Below are 15,217 nucleotides of genomic sequence, written 5' to 3' on the forward strand. Positions count from 1 at the left end.
TTTATTTGTTTTGTTTCCCCACAAACTTCAGTGAATAAATATGTGTTTGAGATAAAGCAATGACTTCTTCGATAAAATCTTCTTTGGATTCTTTGAAATTGCTGTTAATCCAATTTTGTATAAGCCCGTAAAATCCATAAGCCGTATATCTTTTAAAGTAATCCATGTTTACTGGGATATTATTGAGTGTTTGAAATATGAACTGTTCCCCGTAAATTTTTAATATTGTTTGAGGAAATCTTATGTGGAAGCCTGCTAATGTATCGTCGTATTTAATGAGTTCAAAAAAATTCCGGTTATCATATATGTAAGAAATAATATTAAAAGATGGGGCACTTAATTTTGTCGTATATATTTTTTGACCAGGAGTGTACGGTTTTCCGGCCGATTCTTCTAAACCAGCAAGCATTGTTTCAAGCAATTCTTCTGCCAGTTGGATTTTATCCTGGTAATGCACATAAAACGTACTGCGATTGTATGATGCTTGATCGACAATATCTTTTACGGTAATGGCATGGTAACCCTTCTTTTTAATAAGCTCAATTAAAGCTAATTTAAAATGTTCTTTTGTTCGATTTTTTCGCTTGGATGTATCAATTTGGTTATTTTCCATCGTTACTCCTCCATCTGAAAAAGACAAAATATTAGTAAGTGTCTACTAATTATACATTTTACAATATTTTAATGATTGTTGAACTTATAGAAGTTGTTAAAATTAAATTGTAGAACAATGACACTTATTTCTGTTATTTTATTTAATTTAACTTAAATATGTGCATTTTTAATAAAGCGATATACTAGGAGGAATAAAAGATGGGTAAATTACAAGGTAAAGTAGCAGTCATCACAGGTGGGGCATCAGGTATTGGTGCAGCTACAGCAAAATTATTTGTCTCTGAAGGTGCTAAAGTCGTATTAGTTGATTTAAACGAAGAAAAAGGTAAAGCTTTCGAAGCGGAATTGAAAGCGCTTAACGCGGACGCATTATTTGTTAAAGCAAATATTACAAGTGAAGAAGAAGTAGCAAATATATTCAAACAGACAATTGAAGCATTTGGCAAAGTAGACATAGTATTTAACAATGCAGGCATTGGTCGCGTTTTCCCTTCACATGAACTGGAATATTCGGAGTGGCGCAACACAGTCAATGTTGACTTAGATGGTGTTTTCCTAGTAGCCCGTGAAGCAATTCGTGAAATGTTGAAATCTGGCGGAGGTTCAATTATCAATACCGCTTCTATGTACGGATGGGTTGGTTCACCTGGTTCGGCAGCATACAATGCGGCAAAAGGTGGCGTAATTAACTTAACACGCTCACTTGCACTTGAATATGCAGAGCAGAATATTCGTGTGAACTCACTATGCCCAGGCTTCATTGACACACCGATTATTCCGGAAGAAAGCAAACAGGCATTAGCTTCAATGACACCAATGAAACGTCTTGGACAAGCAGAAGAAATGGCAAAAGCTGTATTATTTATGGCAAGTGACGATTCTTCATTCATGACTGGCAACAGCTTAACAGTTGATGGTGGATATACAGCCCAATAATTTTTGATTCAAAGCGCACTTTCATTTTGGAAGTGCGCTTTTTATGTGTGTGCTGTTTTTATTAGAGCAGTTGAGTGGGATATTAGAACAATTTCATTTATATTAGAAAGTCTCGTCCGCTTCAATTCCTGCTAACCGTAACTAAATATTTCTGTTAGAATAAATTTACAGTAAATTCTAACAATTTAGGGGGCTAGTATGGAGGAGATTCAAGAGAAAAACTTAAATGGCGATGCAATTACGAAATTGGACGAAATAGTGGAAACAATTTTAGGGGGAGATAAGGCCACTTTTACGCTGCGTGACCGGACTTCTGGGGAGATTCTTTATACATACCGAGGGGATCGTTTAATGCGTCCTGCGTCCAATATGAAAATTCTTACAGGGGCAGCTGCAATTTCGGAGCTTGGACTGGACTACCGATTTAAAACAGAAATTTTTATCGACGGAAATGTTGAGGACCATACGTTAAACGGGGATATTTACGTGAAGGGTTACGGTGATCCGACAATAAATGAAGCAACACTTAAGCATTTTGCGGAAGTTTTAAGGGAAAAAGGCATCCATCAGGTGAAGGGTAAGCTAATCGGGGATGATACATATTTCTCGGGTGATACATTGCCACCGGGTGTTGATGATGAAGGGGAAACCCATTATTACGGGGCCCGTATTTCGCCCATTACGATGTCACCGAATGAAGATTTTGATGCGAGCACAATTATTGTGGAAGCAACTGCAGGGAATGTCGGAGAAAAGCCGAGTTTTAACGTCATCCCGCATTTAAGTGGTATGCAACTTTCTAATGAAGCAAAATCAGTAGACAAAAGTGCTGAAAACACATTGGAAATCTACCGCATTAATAATACAAGTCAAATTATGATTACAGGTGAAATACCGGAAGGAGAAACGGCGAAAGTTTGGGTGTCCCACCAGGACCCTACGAAAAACACGCTGCTGTTTTTCAAAGAACTATGCAAAGATGCAGGCATCCGTTTTGAACAGGAAGAAAGCATTGATAGCGGCATAACGCCAAACCATGCAAAACTAATACACACGCATAAGTCTCGCTCAATCGCGGAGATGTTTTCAATTTTTATGAAATTAAGCAATAATAGCATCGCCGATATTTTTCTGAAAACGATGGGGAAACAAAAGCATGGAGTAGGCGATTACGAGCATGGCCTAAAAGTAATGCGCGCTTATTTGGAAAAGCAGCAAATTGATTTTGCGACGTGGCAATTTGCTGATGGTTCGGGCTTATCACATCATAACCGTCTGCACTCAAATGGTATATCCGAGCTGTTGTATGTGCTGCAAAAAGAACCGTATTTCCAGAACTTTTACGAATCACTTCCAGTTGGAGGGAATATAAACAGACTAGTTGGCGGAACATTAAAAGACCGCTTTTTAGAGCCGGAACTGCAACAGCGAATATTCGCTAAAACAGGCTATATTCATGAAGTGAATACATTATCAGGCTATGTAACAGGAAAAAGCGGGAGAGACTACATTTTCTCGATTATGCTTGAAGGAAGGGAAGAGGGGATTCCGTTTTTGGATGGAGGGTTGAAGGCGATTATTGATTTGGTATAAAAATATAAAAACTCAACAAAAACAGTCCCAATTATTAGCTATTGTCTAATAGTTGGAGACTGTTTATTAAGGAATTAAATATACTGATAAAATAATCCATCACGTGTATCGAACCAAATTAATTTCCCATGTTTTTTACGAGGAATTGTCGCCTGCAAAGCCCATTCAGGGAACTGTTTGTACAATTGAATCTGATCACCTGTTGCCAGCGCGATAAATGACACGTAATGGTCTTTCGTCATTGGGTGGTTTGCGGAAATGGACCATTGCATATCAATCTCTTCCACATTTAGTTTTTGTTCGTCCGTAGCTTTTACAGCAGCTAATGGCTCCAATTTTCGTCCGCAGCACGAAACTGTAAAATTACCTGTTGCTAAACCGATATTGGAACAGCTTGGACATACATAATAGCTTGAATTTTTCATATTGCCTCCTACAAAATCATTTTGTTTTATTTCACCTGTCAGTAAGTTTTCTATTGGAATATCGAAGAGGGCAGCGAGCTGAGGGAGAAGTGTAATGTCAGGACATCCAATCCCTCTTTCCCATTTTGAAATGGTGCGGTCTGATAAAAACAGTGCATCGGCTACTTGTTTTTGTGTCATTCCTTTTCCCTTACGCAATGTATAAATTAATTGGCCAATTTTTTCATTATCCATTCGTTTCCCTCCTACTGTTTTAGCATAAAAGGATTAAAGCCGATGTGCAACAAACGGAGCGTAGAGTTGGATGGGTAAAACGGGATTATAAATTCTGCTTTCCGACAATGGGGAAGCTTAAACCGTTCTTTTGATGAGGATATTAACCTTTATATAAAACACAAAACAAAAACATCCACTTTTCTCCCCCCAGAGGAAAATGGATGTTTTTCAATTTGCCCCGGAGACTTCTTCAACTCACTAATCACTGCTTTTCCAATACCTTTCGTTCAATCAGTTCAACGCCTTTATACATAATCGTTGCCAATACAATAATGATGAGAAGCGCCAAGAATACTAACGTAAAGTTAAACACTTGGAACCCGGAAATAATAAGATAACCAAGGCCGCTTGATGATACTAAAAACTCTCCGACAATAACCCCAACCCATGACAAGCCGACATTCACCTTTAAAGTAGAGATAATCGTCGGGGTAGAGGCAGGAAGAATAACATGCCGGAATGTTTCATATTTGGATGCCCGGAAAAGCTGCATTACCTTAATATAGTTTTCGTTTACTTGCTGAAAAGCTGAAAAAATAACGATGGTCGAAATAATAACTGAAATGAGCACACCCATTACTAGAACTGCAAGCATATTCGGTCCGAAAACAACGAGAATCATCGGTCCGATCGCTACTTTAGGCATTGCATTTAATACGACAAGATAGGGGTCCATTACATTGGCAAATGTTTTGGAAGACCATAAGGAAATCGCAAGCAATGTCCCAAGAAGAGTCCCTAATATAAAGCCAACAACGGTTTCGAACAATGTAATCGCAATATGCGGGAATAAGGTGCCGTCCGTTATTTTTGTGATAAAAAGGCTCCCAACCGCACGTGGACTACTGAAAATGAGCGGATCCAGTATGCGGAAATGTGTCGTAATTTCCCAAAATAGAAGAAGACCGACAAGGAGCAGTAATTGGAAAGAGAAAATTTTGCGTTTTTCACGTCGCCGTTTCTCATTATATTGCTGCTGCAGCTGTTCAATATTCATCCGAATCAAGCTCCTTCCATATTTCCTGGAATAGTACTTGGAAAGCAGGGGCATTTCTTGCTTCGAATGGTGTCAGTTCACGAACTTCCTGTGGAATGATGAAGCTTTTCACGATAGTCCCCGGACGAGGGCTAAAGATAAATACTTTATCACTCATCGCGATGGCTTCGCTAATATCATGCGTTACTAAAATAGTAGTCGTTGAAAATTGTTTCAATGTATCCGATACAAAGTTTTCAAGTGATAGTTTGGATCGGAAATCGAGTGCAGAAAACGGTTCATCAAGCAAAAGTAATGTTGGCTTCACGGCGAGTGTACGGGCAAGCGCAATACGTTGGCGCATTCCCCCTGAAAGCTGCGGCGGATAAAGCTTTTTCGTATGGGCCAATTCGAATTGTTCGAGCAATTCATCAACAATCGAGTGATCTTCTTCTTTTTTTAACAGTTTCAAACCAAGTGCGACATTGTCTTCGATTGTTTTCCATGGGAACAAAAAATCCTGCTGAAGCATATAGCCGATTTCAACATCCGATTCAGCAAAATCAATCGAACCGGTTGTTGGTTTCAATAAGCCTGCCAGTAAAGAGAGCAGTGTGGATTTCCCACAGCCGCTCGGACCTAAAAAGGAGACAAATTCTCCTGAATTAACTGTAAAATTTACATCTTCAAGAGCTGTTGCGACTTGCTGTTCTTTAAAGAAATGATGGGTAACGTTTTTTACTTCCAAGTAACTCATTTACTTCACAACCGCATCTGCAAATGACCGGTTTACTAAATCTTTATAAGCCGGCTCAAACTCCAGGACGCCTGCTTCGGTCATTACATCAAGTAGATTTTGGAATTCCTCTTCATCGATAATCGGATCTTTTGCAAAAGAATCCTGATCACGGTAACGCGTCACAACCTGCTCAATAATTTTTTGGTCTGTATCTTCAAAGTAAGGAGCAATCGCTTTTGCCACGTCAGCACTCGATGCTTCGTAAACCCACTTTTGTGCTTTATAAAGGGCCTTTGTAAAGCTATCCATCATTTCTTTTTCAGAGAATGTACTTTCTTTCGCCATAAATACCGTATATGGAATGGCGCCAAGCTCTTCGCCGAATGAAGCGACGATTTTTCCGATACCTTGCTGTTCAAAAATACTTGCAGTCGGTTCGAAAAGTTGTACATAATCACCCGTACCTGAAGCAAAGGCTAATGGGTACAAAAAACATTATTTATAATGCTACCATAGTAACTTTATTGTGGTGAATCATTGCTGTGTGGCAAGGAAGTATTATTCCAAATAATTACTTAGTATTTAAAATAATAATTTTAACTATTCAGACATTGGAAGGAGGTCGGCAGCCTTTGATTCATCGTGATTGAATATATGAAACAAATCGAAATGACTTATACGTGTGAGAGAAGAATGAAATTATTGTGTAAAGGATGCCTCATGCGGGACATTGTACTTGGGTACATTTTTAAGTGAAATTTGAAGAAGCCTGTACTGACTACATGCATTTCTATAATCAAGAATGTTATCAAAAAAACGGTTAAACGGCTTAAGCCCCTCAGAATTCAGAGTTTAAGCCGCGTAACATATTTTTATTAATTCTACTATCTACTTGTGAGGGGGCACTTCAGCACCCACCTTTTAAAACTTGTATAAATTGATATATGTAAATACTGTTAGTGATTCTAATGAAATTAATGCCTTATTTGATGCAGATTCACCTTTGAGAATTAATTACTTAAAAAGGCGGAATGAAACAAGTATCTACTTGTCAGGGGCACATTTTCGGTTTTATATAAAAGCGGGGTGATGGCTGCAGTGGTCAATCAATAAAAATAGCACCCGTAAAATTAAAACTAATAAAGAATTAAGAATTGGTCAAATGGATAAATTCCAATAATGAGTTATTAGTATTTAGAACATTTATTTATAATTTAGCATTTCATATGAATGGAAGCTACTTTTATTTTGCAGGGTATTTGATAATGTTTTATCTCATCGAACTACTTTTTACTAATTCTTTTAACTGTAATTTGTGTGATAAACACTACAAAAATAATTAATAAAATAGAAACAACAAAATTTAAACTATTTGATGAGAAAGAAAAAATATAATTAATAACTGTTATGAAAAATAAAAGATAAATAAAAAAAAATGCGACAAATAAACTAGTATGCTTTATATTATTCTTCATTTTAAACTCCTTTTCTAAAAAAATATTTTTAATATTTTTGTGAATTATACCATAAAAGATATTTCCACCTACAAAAAGTATTGTAGGTGGAAAAGTATTCCTAATAATCTAGTATGTAATCTTCGATATTAGGCGCAATTTCATTTTGTTCAATTTCTTTCTTATAATTAAAACTAATATAATCTTTAGTAGGATAAATTTTTTGTGCTACAAATTTCAAACTAATTTTATCCCCCGCTTTGTACTTCTTAGTTAAATCACCCGCAAATCTTATAGGTTGTTCCCCAAATTTTGTATAAAAAATTAATTCAGTTTCATTATTAACATGATCATACATAATAGAAGATATATTATCTTTCAAAATTACTATATCATTCTCTTTTATATTCTTAGCTACATCAGTTAGAAGTTCTAACTTTTCATCAAAAAACTCATGGTATAATTCCTCAAAAGTGTATAATGAGTTCGTTTTTGTAAGACTATTATTTTTTTCTCTGCTATTTTCTGATACTATATGTATTTTTCCATCAATATTTTCAAAAGTAACAATTTCCCCATTATCATTGGTAAATGTGGAATAGTTTTTAATTGGTACACTATATTCCGTACAACCAGTACAAGATGATGCCAAGTCTCCCCAATGATAGTATGCCTGCCATAAATTCCAAGAATCTTTATTGCTAGTAACGTATCTAGCTTGATGAGTCCCAGTTCCTGTTGCAGAATACCATGAGTATTGATTATGACCTACACTTTTATTTATAACATCTGTTCCACCAGGTGTTGTTAACAAAACAACTATTTTTCCTGTATAAAGTAAATTATTTGAATTAGCCCAAAGTTCAACTTGATGGCCCTTTTTTACAACTTCAACACTCTTCTTTACACTCGCAATATTCTGTGTTCCTTGATTAAAATGAATAGTACCGGAACTTGCAGTATCACGAGTCGAACCATAACTAATTGATGGATCTCTATTGAATACATATTGTGATGATTTATTTAAGGCTGCAAAAACTGCTTTAACTCCTATGTTTCTTGCCCAATTACTTGTAGTTAAATATGAATCTTCAATATTCTCTTTATTTACTTCCTCTATAATAGGTTTTTCTTTTTTGTTATTTATGTCAGTGGCAGAAGTATTATCAGTTAATAATGCTGTTGTCATCATAAAAATTGAAAGACTACTAATTAAAATTTTCTTATTCATTTATAAATCTCCTCCTATATATTTATTTAACCTCCAACCACATCCCACAATATTGTAATTAACTCAATTAACTCAACCATAGTATAACCTCCAGTCTTTTTATTCCAAAAATTTACATTCCTTTTATTTTTGGTTATACTAACGTAACATATTTTTCTTAGCACTATATATTTGGTAACTAATTAGTTACGTTAAAATGGAGGTAGGGGTTTATGGGACCAATAGGTGAAACAATTAGAAATATTCGTCTTTCAAAAGGTATAAAATCTATTGAACTATATAAATCTATATTAACTAAACAGGCAGCTATTCGTTTTGAAAATGGATTAAGTGATACAACTGTCTCAAAGTTTTTCCAAATATTAGAACGTTTAAATATAACATTAGAAGAGTATGAAGCGACATATAAAGAAGAAAATAATCTTGATTTTTACTTTATAAACCGATACATCAATCTTTTTTATAAAAAAGATACCCAAAGTTTATCTAAGTTACAGGCAGAAGCTTTTGAAAAATATAATAAAACACAGCTTGAAAAATATAATCACTATGTTTCTTTAATAGAGTTATTAATAAATTATTTAAATCAAGATAAAACAAATGAGAAGGCTCGGGCGGTCATTGCTGACTATTTAATGAGGTGTGAAAGTTGGGGATATTATGAAATTACTTTATTTATAAATACAATTCCTCATTTATCAGGTGATTTTATAGATAGTGTGTACGGTAGAGTAAAAAAGAAAATGCAAACTCACTCAAATATTTTGCGTTATCGTAATGAAAAAGCTATTTTGTTGTTTAATATAATTGAAAAAAAGCTTGTGAATGGTGAAAATAATAATCTGCAATTCTATATGAACGAATTGTATTTATTAAAAGAAGATACTATGGATAATATGTATATTCAAACAATGATTAAGTATTTTAGTCTTTTATCTAATGCAGTTACCTCAAATTCTTTTGGTCCTGAATTATGGAATCAAATATATAAAATAATCGATTTTTTAAAATTTATAGGTTTAACAACTAAATCTCTACAATGTGAAAATCTTTATAAACAGATACGTCAGTACTCTGAAATTGGAAAGAATACAAAATGTTACGATACTTTTTCAGTAGACGACTAACTATATATAAGTTCGTATGAATGTTCCTGTGACACGAACGTCACTAAAATAGTAGCTGTAACAAATATGATTGTGTTAGTAAGTACAAAATAATAATAAAAGGCTTAGTTTCTGTAACCTAAGCCTTAGAATTAATCTAAGAGATTCGAGTTTGTCTACAGTCTTTTTTGTTTTAAAATAAAGTTAACTAGTGAAAACCGTTAATTTCCATTCTAGGAGACGTGCTTCGCGATCGGGTGCCAATCCTCCTCGTCGCTTTGTTTCTACGGTATCGGTAGTCCCGCTATTCCCGCTGAAGTAGCCAGCCCTTCATTCTAATCAACGGGCCCCAAAAATTTTCCTTCAAAGTAATCTGCTAACAATATATTCAGGTCAATTTCTATTTCATTTTTCCCTAAATAAACCTTATTAATTACTCTTGAGAGCATTGCTTTTTTTAAATCATCATCTGCTTCATTAAATTTTTGCTCCCAATTTTCTAATTCATTTGCTAAATAATTTACATCCGAATAGTTCTCTCTCTCTTTTTCTAATTCTTCTTTCAAAGAATTTAATTGTGATAATTTTTCTTCTATTTGCTTTTCTACTACATTAATGGCTGCTGATAACTGTTCAGCAGTAAAAGAACTTTCCCCAATTAAAGTTTTCCCAATTTCAAGGTTTAATTTTTCATGTTGCTTTGTCAAAGCTAAATACTCTTTTTCTAAATTATGAACATTCCGTTCCTTTAGCTTTAGCAAATCAGCTTTCGTATTTTTGCTTGTATCAAGAAAGGATTTCAATTCAAATTGTGATAAGATAAATTTTATCTTATTAATAATTAGTCTATCAAATTTTTTCCCACCCCAGATATTTTGCTGGTGATCACAATATAGCTTCCCTTTGTTTAAAGGACATTTATATCGGTAAATGGTGTTTTTATAGTAGCCATCTTTGTTATTATATTTTGAGTTCCTATACAGATAATTAGAGGTTAGTTTTGAACCACAAAATTCACAATATGCCAAACCTGAAAAAAGTAATTTACCTGCTCTTGGTATATCAGATTTGTCTTGATCTTTAATATCACTACTCCTATTATTTCTTATTTGTTCAGCTTGACTAAATAACTCATCTGGAATAATTCTTAACTTTTCGTTAAATGGCTGCGTTCCTCCTGCAGCATTTTTATATCTCTTTAATCCAATGTAAATTGAATTCGATAATATTCTCTGAATAGTACTCACCATGAAAACTTTACCATCCCTATTTCGATATCCATTTTCATTTAAATAATCAACAATTTTCCTATAACCCATATGTTTCTCTACATATAATTTATAAATTAACTTAATCATTTCAGATTCATCTTCATCAGGTACTAATTCTTTAAATCGTCGTTCTTTATTTTTCCAATGCTGTTCATCAGTTTCGACAATTTTGTATCCAATTGGTGCCGAGCCGCCCTGAAAATAGCCTTGTTCACTTAGCTGTTTCTTTGCTTCTTTTACCCTAGTGGAAGTTTTTTGACTTTCACCATCTGCTTGCCAAAAGCTTATATAATTTAGAAGCTTATCAATATGAGTTTCAATTTTCCTTTGGCCCTCATTTACAGACCAGACTTCAATATCATTCTGAACTAAAAAATTTACCATTACTGGTGTTTCATCTTCTCTTCGACCTAAACGATCAAACATGAAAACCAATAATACGTCAAATTCTTTATTTAATGCTCCTTCTTTTAGAATTGCCATTTCATCTCGTTCGTTTACTGTTTTTTTCCAACCGGATACACCTTTTTCGTATAACTCATTTGTTATTATCCAATCAGGTTTGTTTTTAACGAATTCATGACAAGAATTTTTTTGCATTGGAATATCATCATCTGTACTTACTTGTTGTTTCTTAGATACTCGAAAAAGACACCAAACCCGTTTCATTTTCACACACCCGTTCGTTCGCCTTTAATAAAGAGAGATATTTATAATATCTCTAAAAAGAACGTTTTTAATGCATTTTTAGCATCATTACTTTTTTCTTGATCTTTGGTAAATTTCAAATGTATTTTTACTTCGTTATCTGAGATATCCTGTAAATAATCAAATTTATCATCTGGTTTGTGTAGATACTTTACTTCACCTATTACAATTTCACCCAACGATTGTTGATGACTTACTTCCTTCATAAAATCACTCCGATGTTATGGGGTGTTAAAGTGTATTCGTCTCAAATCGATAATATTAGTCATTTTTTTACATGAAAAATGTCTTATAAGAACACCTAATTCAATACGTTCCCTTTTTCCGTTATTTATTCAGAGGCAATATAGAAAGCCAAGCTTTATTCATTAATGCTTCATTATAAAGAGTTTTAAGGATCAGCTTTCGTTGCAGATGCTTTATTAATTGTGGACTTCATTTGCAATACTTTTATTTAATATGTGGTAGTGTTTTTTGTACCCTGAAGCAAAGGCGTTCGCAATATTAGCAAAATCAATATTTTGAATCAAAGTTAAATCATTATGCGGGTCAATCCCTTGTTTTTTCAGCACAAATTCGCCGGCCATTTGCGGCATCCCGCCAACACGCTGACCTAAAAATGTACTGCCTTTTAAACCATCCCAGCTAAAGTCGATATTCTGATCACGCGCAACTAAAAATGTTCCGTCTGTTTGTGTTAGCTGTGCAAAGTTGATTACTTTATCGTTTGGATTTTGACCTGATACATAAACCGACGTTTCAGCTCCAATTAAGGCAATATCAATGCCGTCCGATAAAAGCGCGGTCATCGTTTTGTCTCCGCCAGGGATCGTTGACAGTTGAATCGATAAACCTTCATCTTCAAAAAAGCCTTCTTCAATCGCTGCATAAAGAGGAGCGTAGAAAATAGAACGGGTTACTTCGCCTACTTTTACTTCCTGTAAATCCTTCTGTCCACAGCCGACCAACAACAATAAAAGCCCAACGAAAAGGGCGGTTCTAAGCCATTTCATTTGGTCATCCTTTTCTCTAATAGTGTTGTTGTATCGTATGCAGTAAAGGGGTGAGAGGTGTTACTTCCATATTTCCATTTCACCATGCAAGGCGGTCATGGTACGATAAAGATAACTATTTAGTAAGGTGGAGAATGTTATGGATTTAAATCATCTGAAAGGACAGCTTGCAAAACCGCAGCCTCTGTTTTTAGGGGAAGACACTGCTTTTCGGTCGGCCGTGCTCATCCCGCTTGTAAAAAAACAGGGCGAGTGGCATATTTTGTTTGAGGTGCGTGCGTTAACAATGCGCAAACAACCTGGCGATATTAGCTTTCCGGGCGGAAAAATTGATGAGACAGATGAATCGCCGCTCGCTGCAGCGCTTCGTGAAACACATGAAGAGCTCGGTATCGATCAACAGTCGATTGAACTAATAGGCAATCTCAGTCCATTTGTTATATCACCGGCTTTTGTTGTCTATCCGTTCATCGGGATCATCGAGCAGTCGGAACTGAATACATTTAATAAGGATGAAGTCGAAGAACTGTTTACAGTCCCGTTAAACTGGTTGCTGACGCATGAGCCGTATGTGCATTATGTTCCGGTTGAACCGAAGCCTCCGATTGATTTTCCGTATGATAAAATTGCGAACGGCGAAAATTACGAATGGCGTTCAAGCCGGATGGAAGAATGGTTTTATGAATATGGAAAGTACACAATTTGGGGTTTAACCGCACGATTGTTAAAGCACTTTATTGAAAAATTAAAATAAAAATTTAGGTGTCTTCCTATTACCGGGGAGACGCCTTTTCCTTTGATTGCCTTAGATCATTAATAGTTTTGATGAGGCGGGAAAATATATAAATCCTATGTTAAAATCAGTGTATTGTTCTAATATTGACACGTAGAAAATGAAGAATCGTATATAGCTTAAATAAAGCGGTACGAAGAACAGGGAATCATAACAAACATAGAATCAGGAGGCATTTATGAAAGGGAAAAAGATGCTTTATATAGGAGTAGTTGTAGTGATTGTGATAGCTTCAGCTTTAGATATCGCATTTAAAGGTTTAGGATATCAACTGCTGCAAAAAATATTTTCATAAGTCCGTAATCACCCGTTGCATATTAAATGTAGCGGGTTTTTTATGGAAAGAGGCCGGGACATAAGTAGAATTATTGCTAAATAAAAGGAAAGCCTTTATTAAGAAATGGATATATTGCAAAATTGATTGGAATGGAGGGCGAGTGTAACTGACGGCTACGCCTTTCGCTACAAGCAAAGCTTCCTGCGGGAATAGCGTGAAGCCTGAGACTACAGGCTCAGGTCACGCCCGCGGAAAGCGTCCCGGAATGGAAATCAATTTTAACGCTCAGCAAAAAAAAAGCTATTTTTCTGGTTATGTCCCAGCCTCATAAAACTACAGATTATAAAGCTTTGTATATTTTTCCTGTAAGTAGTCGGCCAAGTATTTTGCGGAAAGCGGTTCACCTGTACCTTCCAAAATTAGCTCATTCGGTTTTTTCAATGCACCGAACTGATGGACTTTATCTGTTAGCCAATCTTTAATAGGAGCTAATTCTCCGCGTTCGCAAAGCTCATCGAAGTTCGGAATGTCCTGATCCATTGCATGTTTCCATTGCGCCGCATACATGAAGCCCAGCGCGTAGCTTGGGAAGTAGCCAAAGCTGCCGTCACTCCAGTGCATATCTTGCAGTACACCTTCTGCATCATTTTTTGGACGTATCCCTAAATATTCTTCATATTTTTCATTCCAAACGCGCGGTAAGTCTTCCGCCTGTAAGTCCCCATTGAAAATCTCTCGCTCAATTTCATAGCGGATCATAATATGAAGCGGGTAAGTAAGCTCGTCTGCCTCAATACGTATTAACGAAGGCTCTGAGAAATTGATCGCTTTTAAAAATTCTTCTGCCGGTACGTCCCCAAATTGTTCAAGAGAGTGCTTTTGTAAAATAGCATAATGATGTTTCCAGAAGCTTTCATTCCGTCCGATAATATTTTCATAAAACAGTGATTGAGATTCATGAATTCCCATCGAAGCACCTGTAGATAATGGCAGGCCGTTTAATGAAGCATCAATATTTTGTTCATATAAAGCATGTCCGCATTCATGAATTGTGCCAAAAACAGCAGAACGGAAATCATTTTCATCATACTTTGTCGTAATCCGAATATCTCCGCTGTTTAAACCGATCATGAAAGGATGGACCGTTTCATCTAAACGGCCAGCTTCAAAGTCGTAGCCAAGCTGTTTCAATAATTCCAGTGAAGCAGCATGTTGTCCGCTTTTCGGGAAGTGTTTAAATAATAGAGAAGTATCCGGTTTGTTTTTTGATTCACCGATAGCCTTTACTAAAGGAACGATTGTTGCCTTCAGCTCACCGAATAACTCGTCAAGCGTATCCGTCGTCATATTCGGTTCATATTTATCCAATAATGTATTATAGGCAGAACCATTTTTAATACCCCAGTACTGAACAAACCGCTTCTGATAATCGATTACTTCTTTTAAGTACGGCAGGAAAATCTGAAAATCCGACTTTTCTTTTGCCTCTTCCCAAGCTGCTTCCGATTTTGCTTTTAAAATCGTATAAGCTTTAAATTCTTCAGCTGGTATCTTTTTAGACTCGTCATATTCTTTCTTAACTTCTTCATACAGACGTTGCGTCACAAAGTCCAATTTCTCATTTTGAAGCTCAGACAGCAATTTTCCCAGTTCGTCACTCGTTTGAAGAGCAAATAATTCTGCGGACAATGTTCCGATTACTTCCGCACGTTGCTCCAACCCTTTTCGAGGAGCCCCTGTACGCATATCCCAATAAATAACGGAAAGCGCCTCTGAATAGTTTTGTATTTTCTTCACATAATTA

Annotated in this window: 13 protein-coding genes and 1 pseudogene (1 of these 14 cut by a window edge); 4 read left to right on the plus strand and 10 right to left on the minus strand. The window is 35.7% G+C overall.

What is annotated here, in order from left to right; all coding sequences use genetic code 11:
* Position 1: 1 nt before the first annotated feature.
* Complete coding sequence (locus MKY51_RS00980; protein ID WP_251691476.1) at positions 2–613, minus strand: TetR/AcrR family transcriptional regulator; 612 nt, start codon at positions 611–613, stop codon at positions 2–4.
* A 200-nt stretch (positions 614–813) separates the two neighbouring features.
* Here MKY51_RS00980 and MKY51_RS00985 point away from each other — a divergent pair, with 200 nt between their 5' ends.
* Positions 814–1,551, plus strand: a complete 738-nt coding sequence (locus MKY51_RS00985) for an SDR family NAD(P)-dependent oxidoreductase (RefSeq protein WP_079523281.1) — start codon at positions 814–816, stop codon at positions 1,549–1,551.
* A gap of 198 nt (positions 1,552–1,749) precedes the next feature.
* Complete coding sequence (gene dacB, locus MKY51_RS00990) at positions 1,750–3,144, plus strand: D-alanyl-D-alanine carboxypeptidase/D-alanyl-D-alanine-endopeptidase (RefSeq protein ID WP_339174777.1); 1,395 nt, start codon at positions 1,750–1,752, stop codon at positions 3,142–3,144.
* A 74-nt stretch (positions 3,145–3,218) separates the two neighbouring features.
* On the opposite strand, the gene MKY51_RS00995 is transcribed toward dacB, so the two are convergent.
* From MKY51_RS00995 to MKY51_RS01015, 5 genes are all read right to left on the minus strand, one after another.
* A complete protein-coding gene (locus MKY51_RS00995; protein WP_339174778.1) occupies positions 3,219–3,803 on the minus strand; it encodes a helix-turn-helix domain-containing protein in 585 nt (194 codons plus the stop codon).
* A gap of 244 nt (positions 3,804–4,047) precedes the next feature.
* Positions 4,048–4,842 (minus strand): ABC transporter permease, encoded by a 795-nt coding sequence (locus MKY51_RS01000; protein ID WP_251691486.1) that lies wholly within the window; start codon positions 4,840–4,842, stop codon positions 4,048–4,050.
* Positions 4,832–5,578 (minus strand): ABC transporter ATP-binding protein, encoded by a 747-nt coding sequence (locus tag MKY51_RS01005; RefSeq protein WP_339174780.1) that lies wholly within the window; start codon positions 5,576–5,578, stop codon positions 4,832–4,834. The genes MKY51_RS01000 and MKY51_RS01005 overlap by 11 nt, the downstream gene beginning before the upstream one ends.
* Entirely contained in the window at positions 5,579–6,049 is a 471-nt protein-coding gene (locus MKY51_RS01010; RefSeq protein WP_339174782.1) for a hypothetical protein, read from the minus strand. It abuts the gene before it with no gap.
* A gap of 1,086 nt (positions 6,050–7,135) precedes the next feature.
* On the minus strand, positions 7,136–8,245 hold the full coding sequence (locus MKY51_RS01015; RefSeq protein WP_339174783.1) for a hypothetical protein: 1,110 nt from the start codon (positions 8,243–8,245) through the stop codon (positions 7,136–7,138).
* A 212-nt stretch (positions 8,246–8,457) separates the two neighbouring features.
* Between MKY51_RS01015 and MKY51_RS01020 the strand changes: the two genes are divergently transcribed.
* Positions 8,458–9,372, plus strand: coding sequence for a hypothetical protein (locus tag MKY51_RS01020; RefSeq protein ID WP_339174784.1), 915 nt, complete (start codon positions 8,458–8,460; stop codon positions 9,370–9,372).
* Between the two features lie 314 nt (positions 9,373–9,686).
* Here MKY51_RS01020 and MKY51_RS01025 read toward each other — a convergent pair whose 3' ends face one another.
* The 3 genes and pseudogenes from MKY51_RS01025 to MKY51_RS01035 all read right to left on the minus strand — a co-directional run.
* Complete coding sequence (locus MKY51_RS01025; RefSeq protein ID WP_339174785.1) at positions 9,687–11,291, minus strand: recombinase family protein; 1,605 nt, start codon at positions 11,289–11,291, stop codon at positions 9,687–9,689.
* Positions 11,292–11,332: 41 nt separating this feature from the next.
* A complete protein-coding gene (locus tag MKY51_RS01030; protein WP_339174786.1) occupies positions 11,333–11,536 on the minus strand; it encodes a hypothetical protein in 204 nt (67 codons plus the stop codon).
* Positions 11,537–11,809: 273 nt separating this feature from the next.
* Positions 11,810–12,343, minus strand: a pseudogene (locus MKY51_RS01035) (ABC transporter substrate-binding protein); the annotation flags it as partial.
* 139 nt (positions 12,344–12,482) lie between these two features.
* On the opposite strand from MKY51_RS01035, the gene MKY51_RS01040 reads away from it, so the two are divergent.
* Positions 12,483–13,097 (plus strand): CoA pyrophosphatase, encoded by a 615-nt coding sequence (locus tag MKY51_RS01040; RefSeq protein ID WP_079523288.1) that lies wholly within the window; start codon positions 12,483–12,485, stop codon positions 13,095–13,097.
* Positions 13,098–13,746: 649 nt separating this feature from the next.
* Here the strand turns inward: MKY51_RS01040 and MKY51_RS01045 are convergent.
* Positions 13,747–15,217: the 3' portion of a carboxypeptidase M32 gene (locus MKY51_RS01045; protein WP_339174788.1), read on the minus strand. The gene runs 17 nt beyond the window's last position; the window shows 1,471 of its 1,488 coding nt (coding positions 18–1,488); the start codon falls outside the window, past its right edge; it ends in the stop codon at positions 13,747–13,749.

Source organism: Solibacillus sp. FSL R5-0691, assembly GCF_037974225.1.
In the GTDB taxonomy this organism is placed as follows: Bacteria; Bacillota; Bacilli; order Bacillales_A; family Planococcaceae; genus Solibacillus.

Excerpts from the sequence above, each read along its gene's own strand:
- MKY51_RS00980 (WP_251691476.1), bottom strand. The coding sequence starts at position 613 with ATGGAAAATAACCAAATTGATACATCCAAGCGAAAAAATCGAACAAAA.
- MKY51_RS00985 (WP_079523281.1), top strand. The coding sequence starts at position 814 with ATGGGTAAATTACAAGGTAAAGTAGCAGTCATCACAGGTGGGGCATCA.
- dacB (WP_339174777.1), top strand. The coding sequence starts at position 1,750 with ATGGAGGAGATTCAAGAGAAAAACTTAAATGGCGATGCAATTACGAAA.
- MKY51_RS00995 (WP_339174778.1), bottom strand. The coding sequence starts at position 3,803 with ATGGATAATGAAAAAATTGGCCAATTAATTTATACATTGCGTAAGGGA.
- MKY51_RS01000 (WP_251691486.1), bottom strand. The coding sequence starts at position 4,842 with ATGAATATTGAACAGCTGCAGCAGCAATATAATGAGAAACGGCGACGT.
- MKY51_RS01005 (WP_339174780.1), bottom strand. The coding sequence starts at position 5,578 with ATGAGTTACTTGGAAGTAAAAAACGTTACCCATCATTTCTTTAAAGAA.
- MKY51_RS01015 (WP_339174783.1), bottom strand. The coding sequence starts at position 8,245 with ATGAATAAGAAAATTTTAATTAGTAGTCTTTCAATTTTTATGATGACA.
- MKY51_RS01020 (WP_339174784.1), top strand. The coding sequence starts at position 8,458 with ATGGGACCAATAGGTGAAACAATTAGAAATATTCGTCTTTCAAAAGGT.
- MKY51_RS01025 (WP_339174785.1), bottom strand. The coding sequence starts at position 11,291 with ATGAAACGGGTTTGGTGTCTTTTTCGAGTATCTAAGAAACAACAAGTA.
- MKY51_RS01030 (WP_339174786.1), bottom strand. The coding sequence starts at position 11,536 with ATGAAGGAAGTAAGTCATCAACAATCGTTGGGTGAAATTGTAATAGGT.
- MKY51_RS01040 (WP_079523288.1), top strand. The coding sequence starts at position 12,483 with ATGGATTTAAATCATCTGAAAGGACAGCTTGCAAAACCGCAGCCTCTG.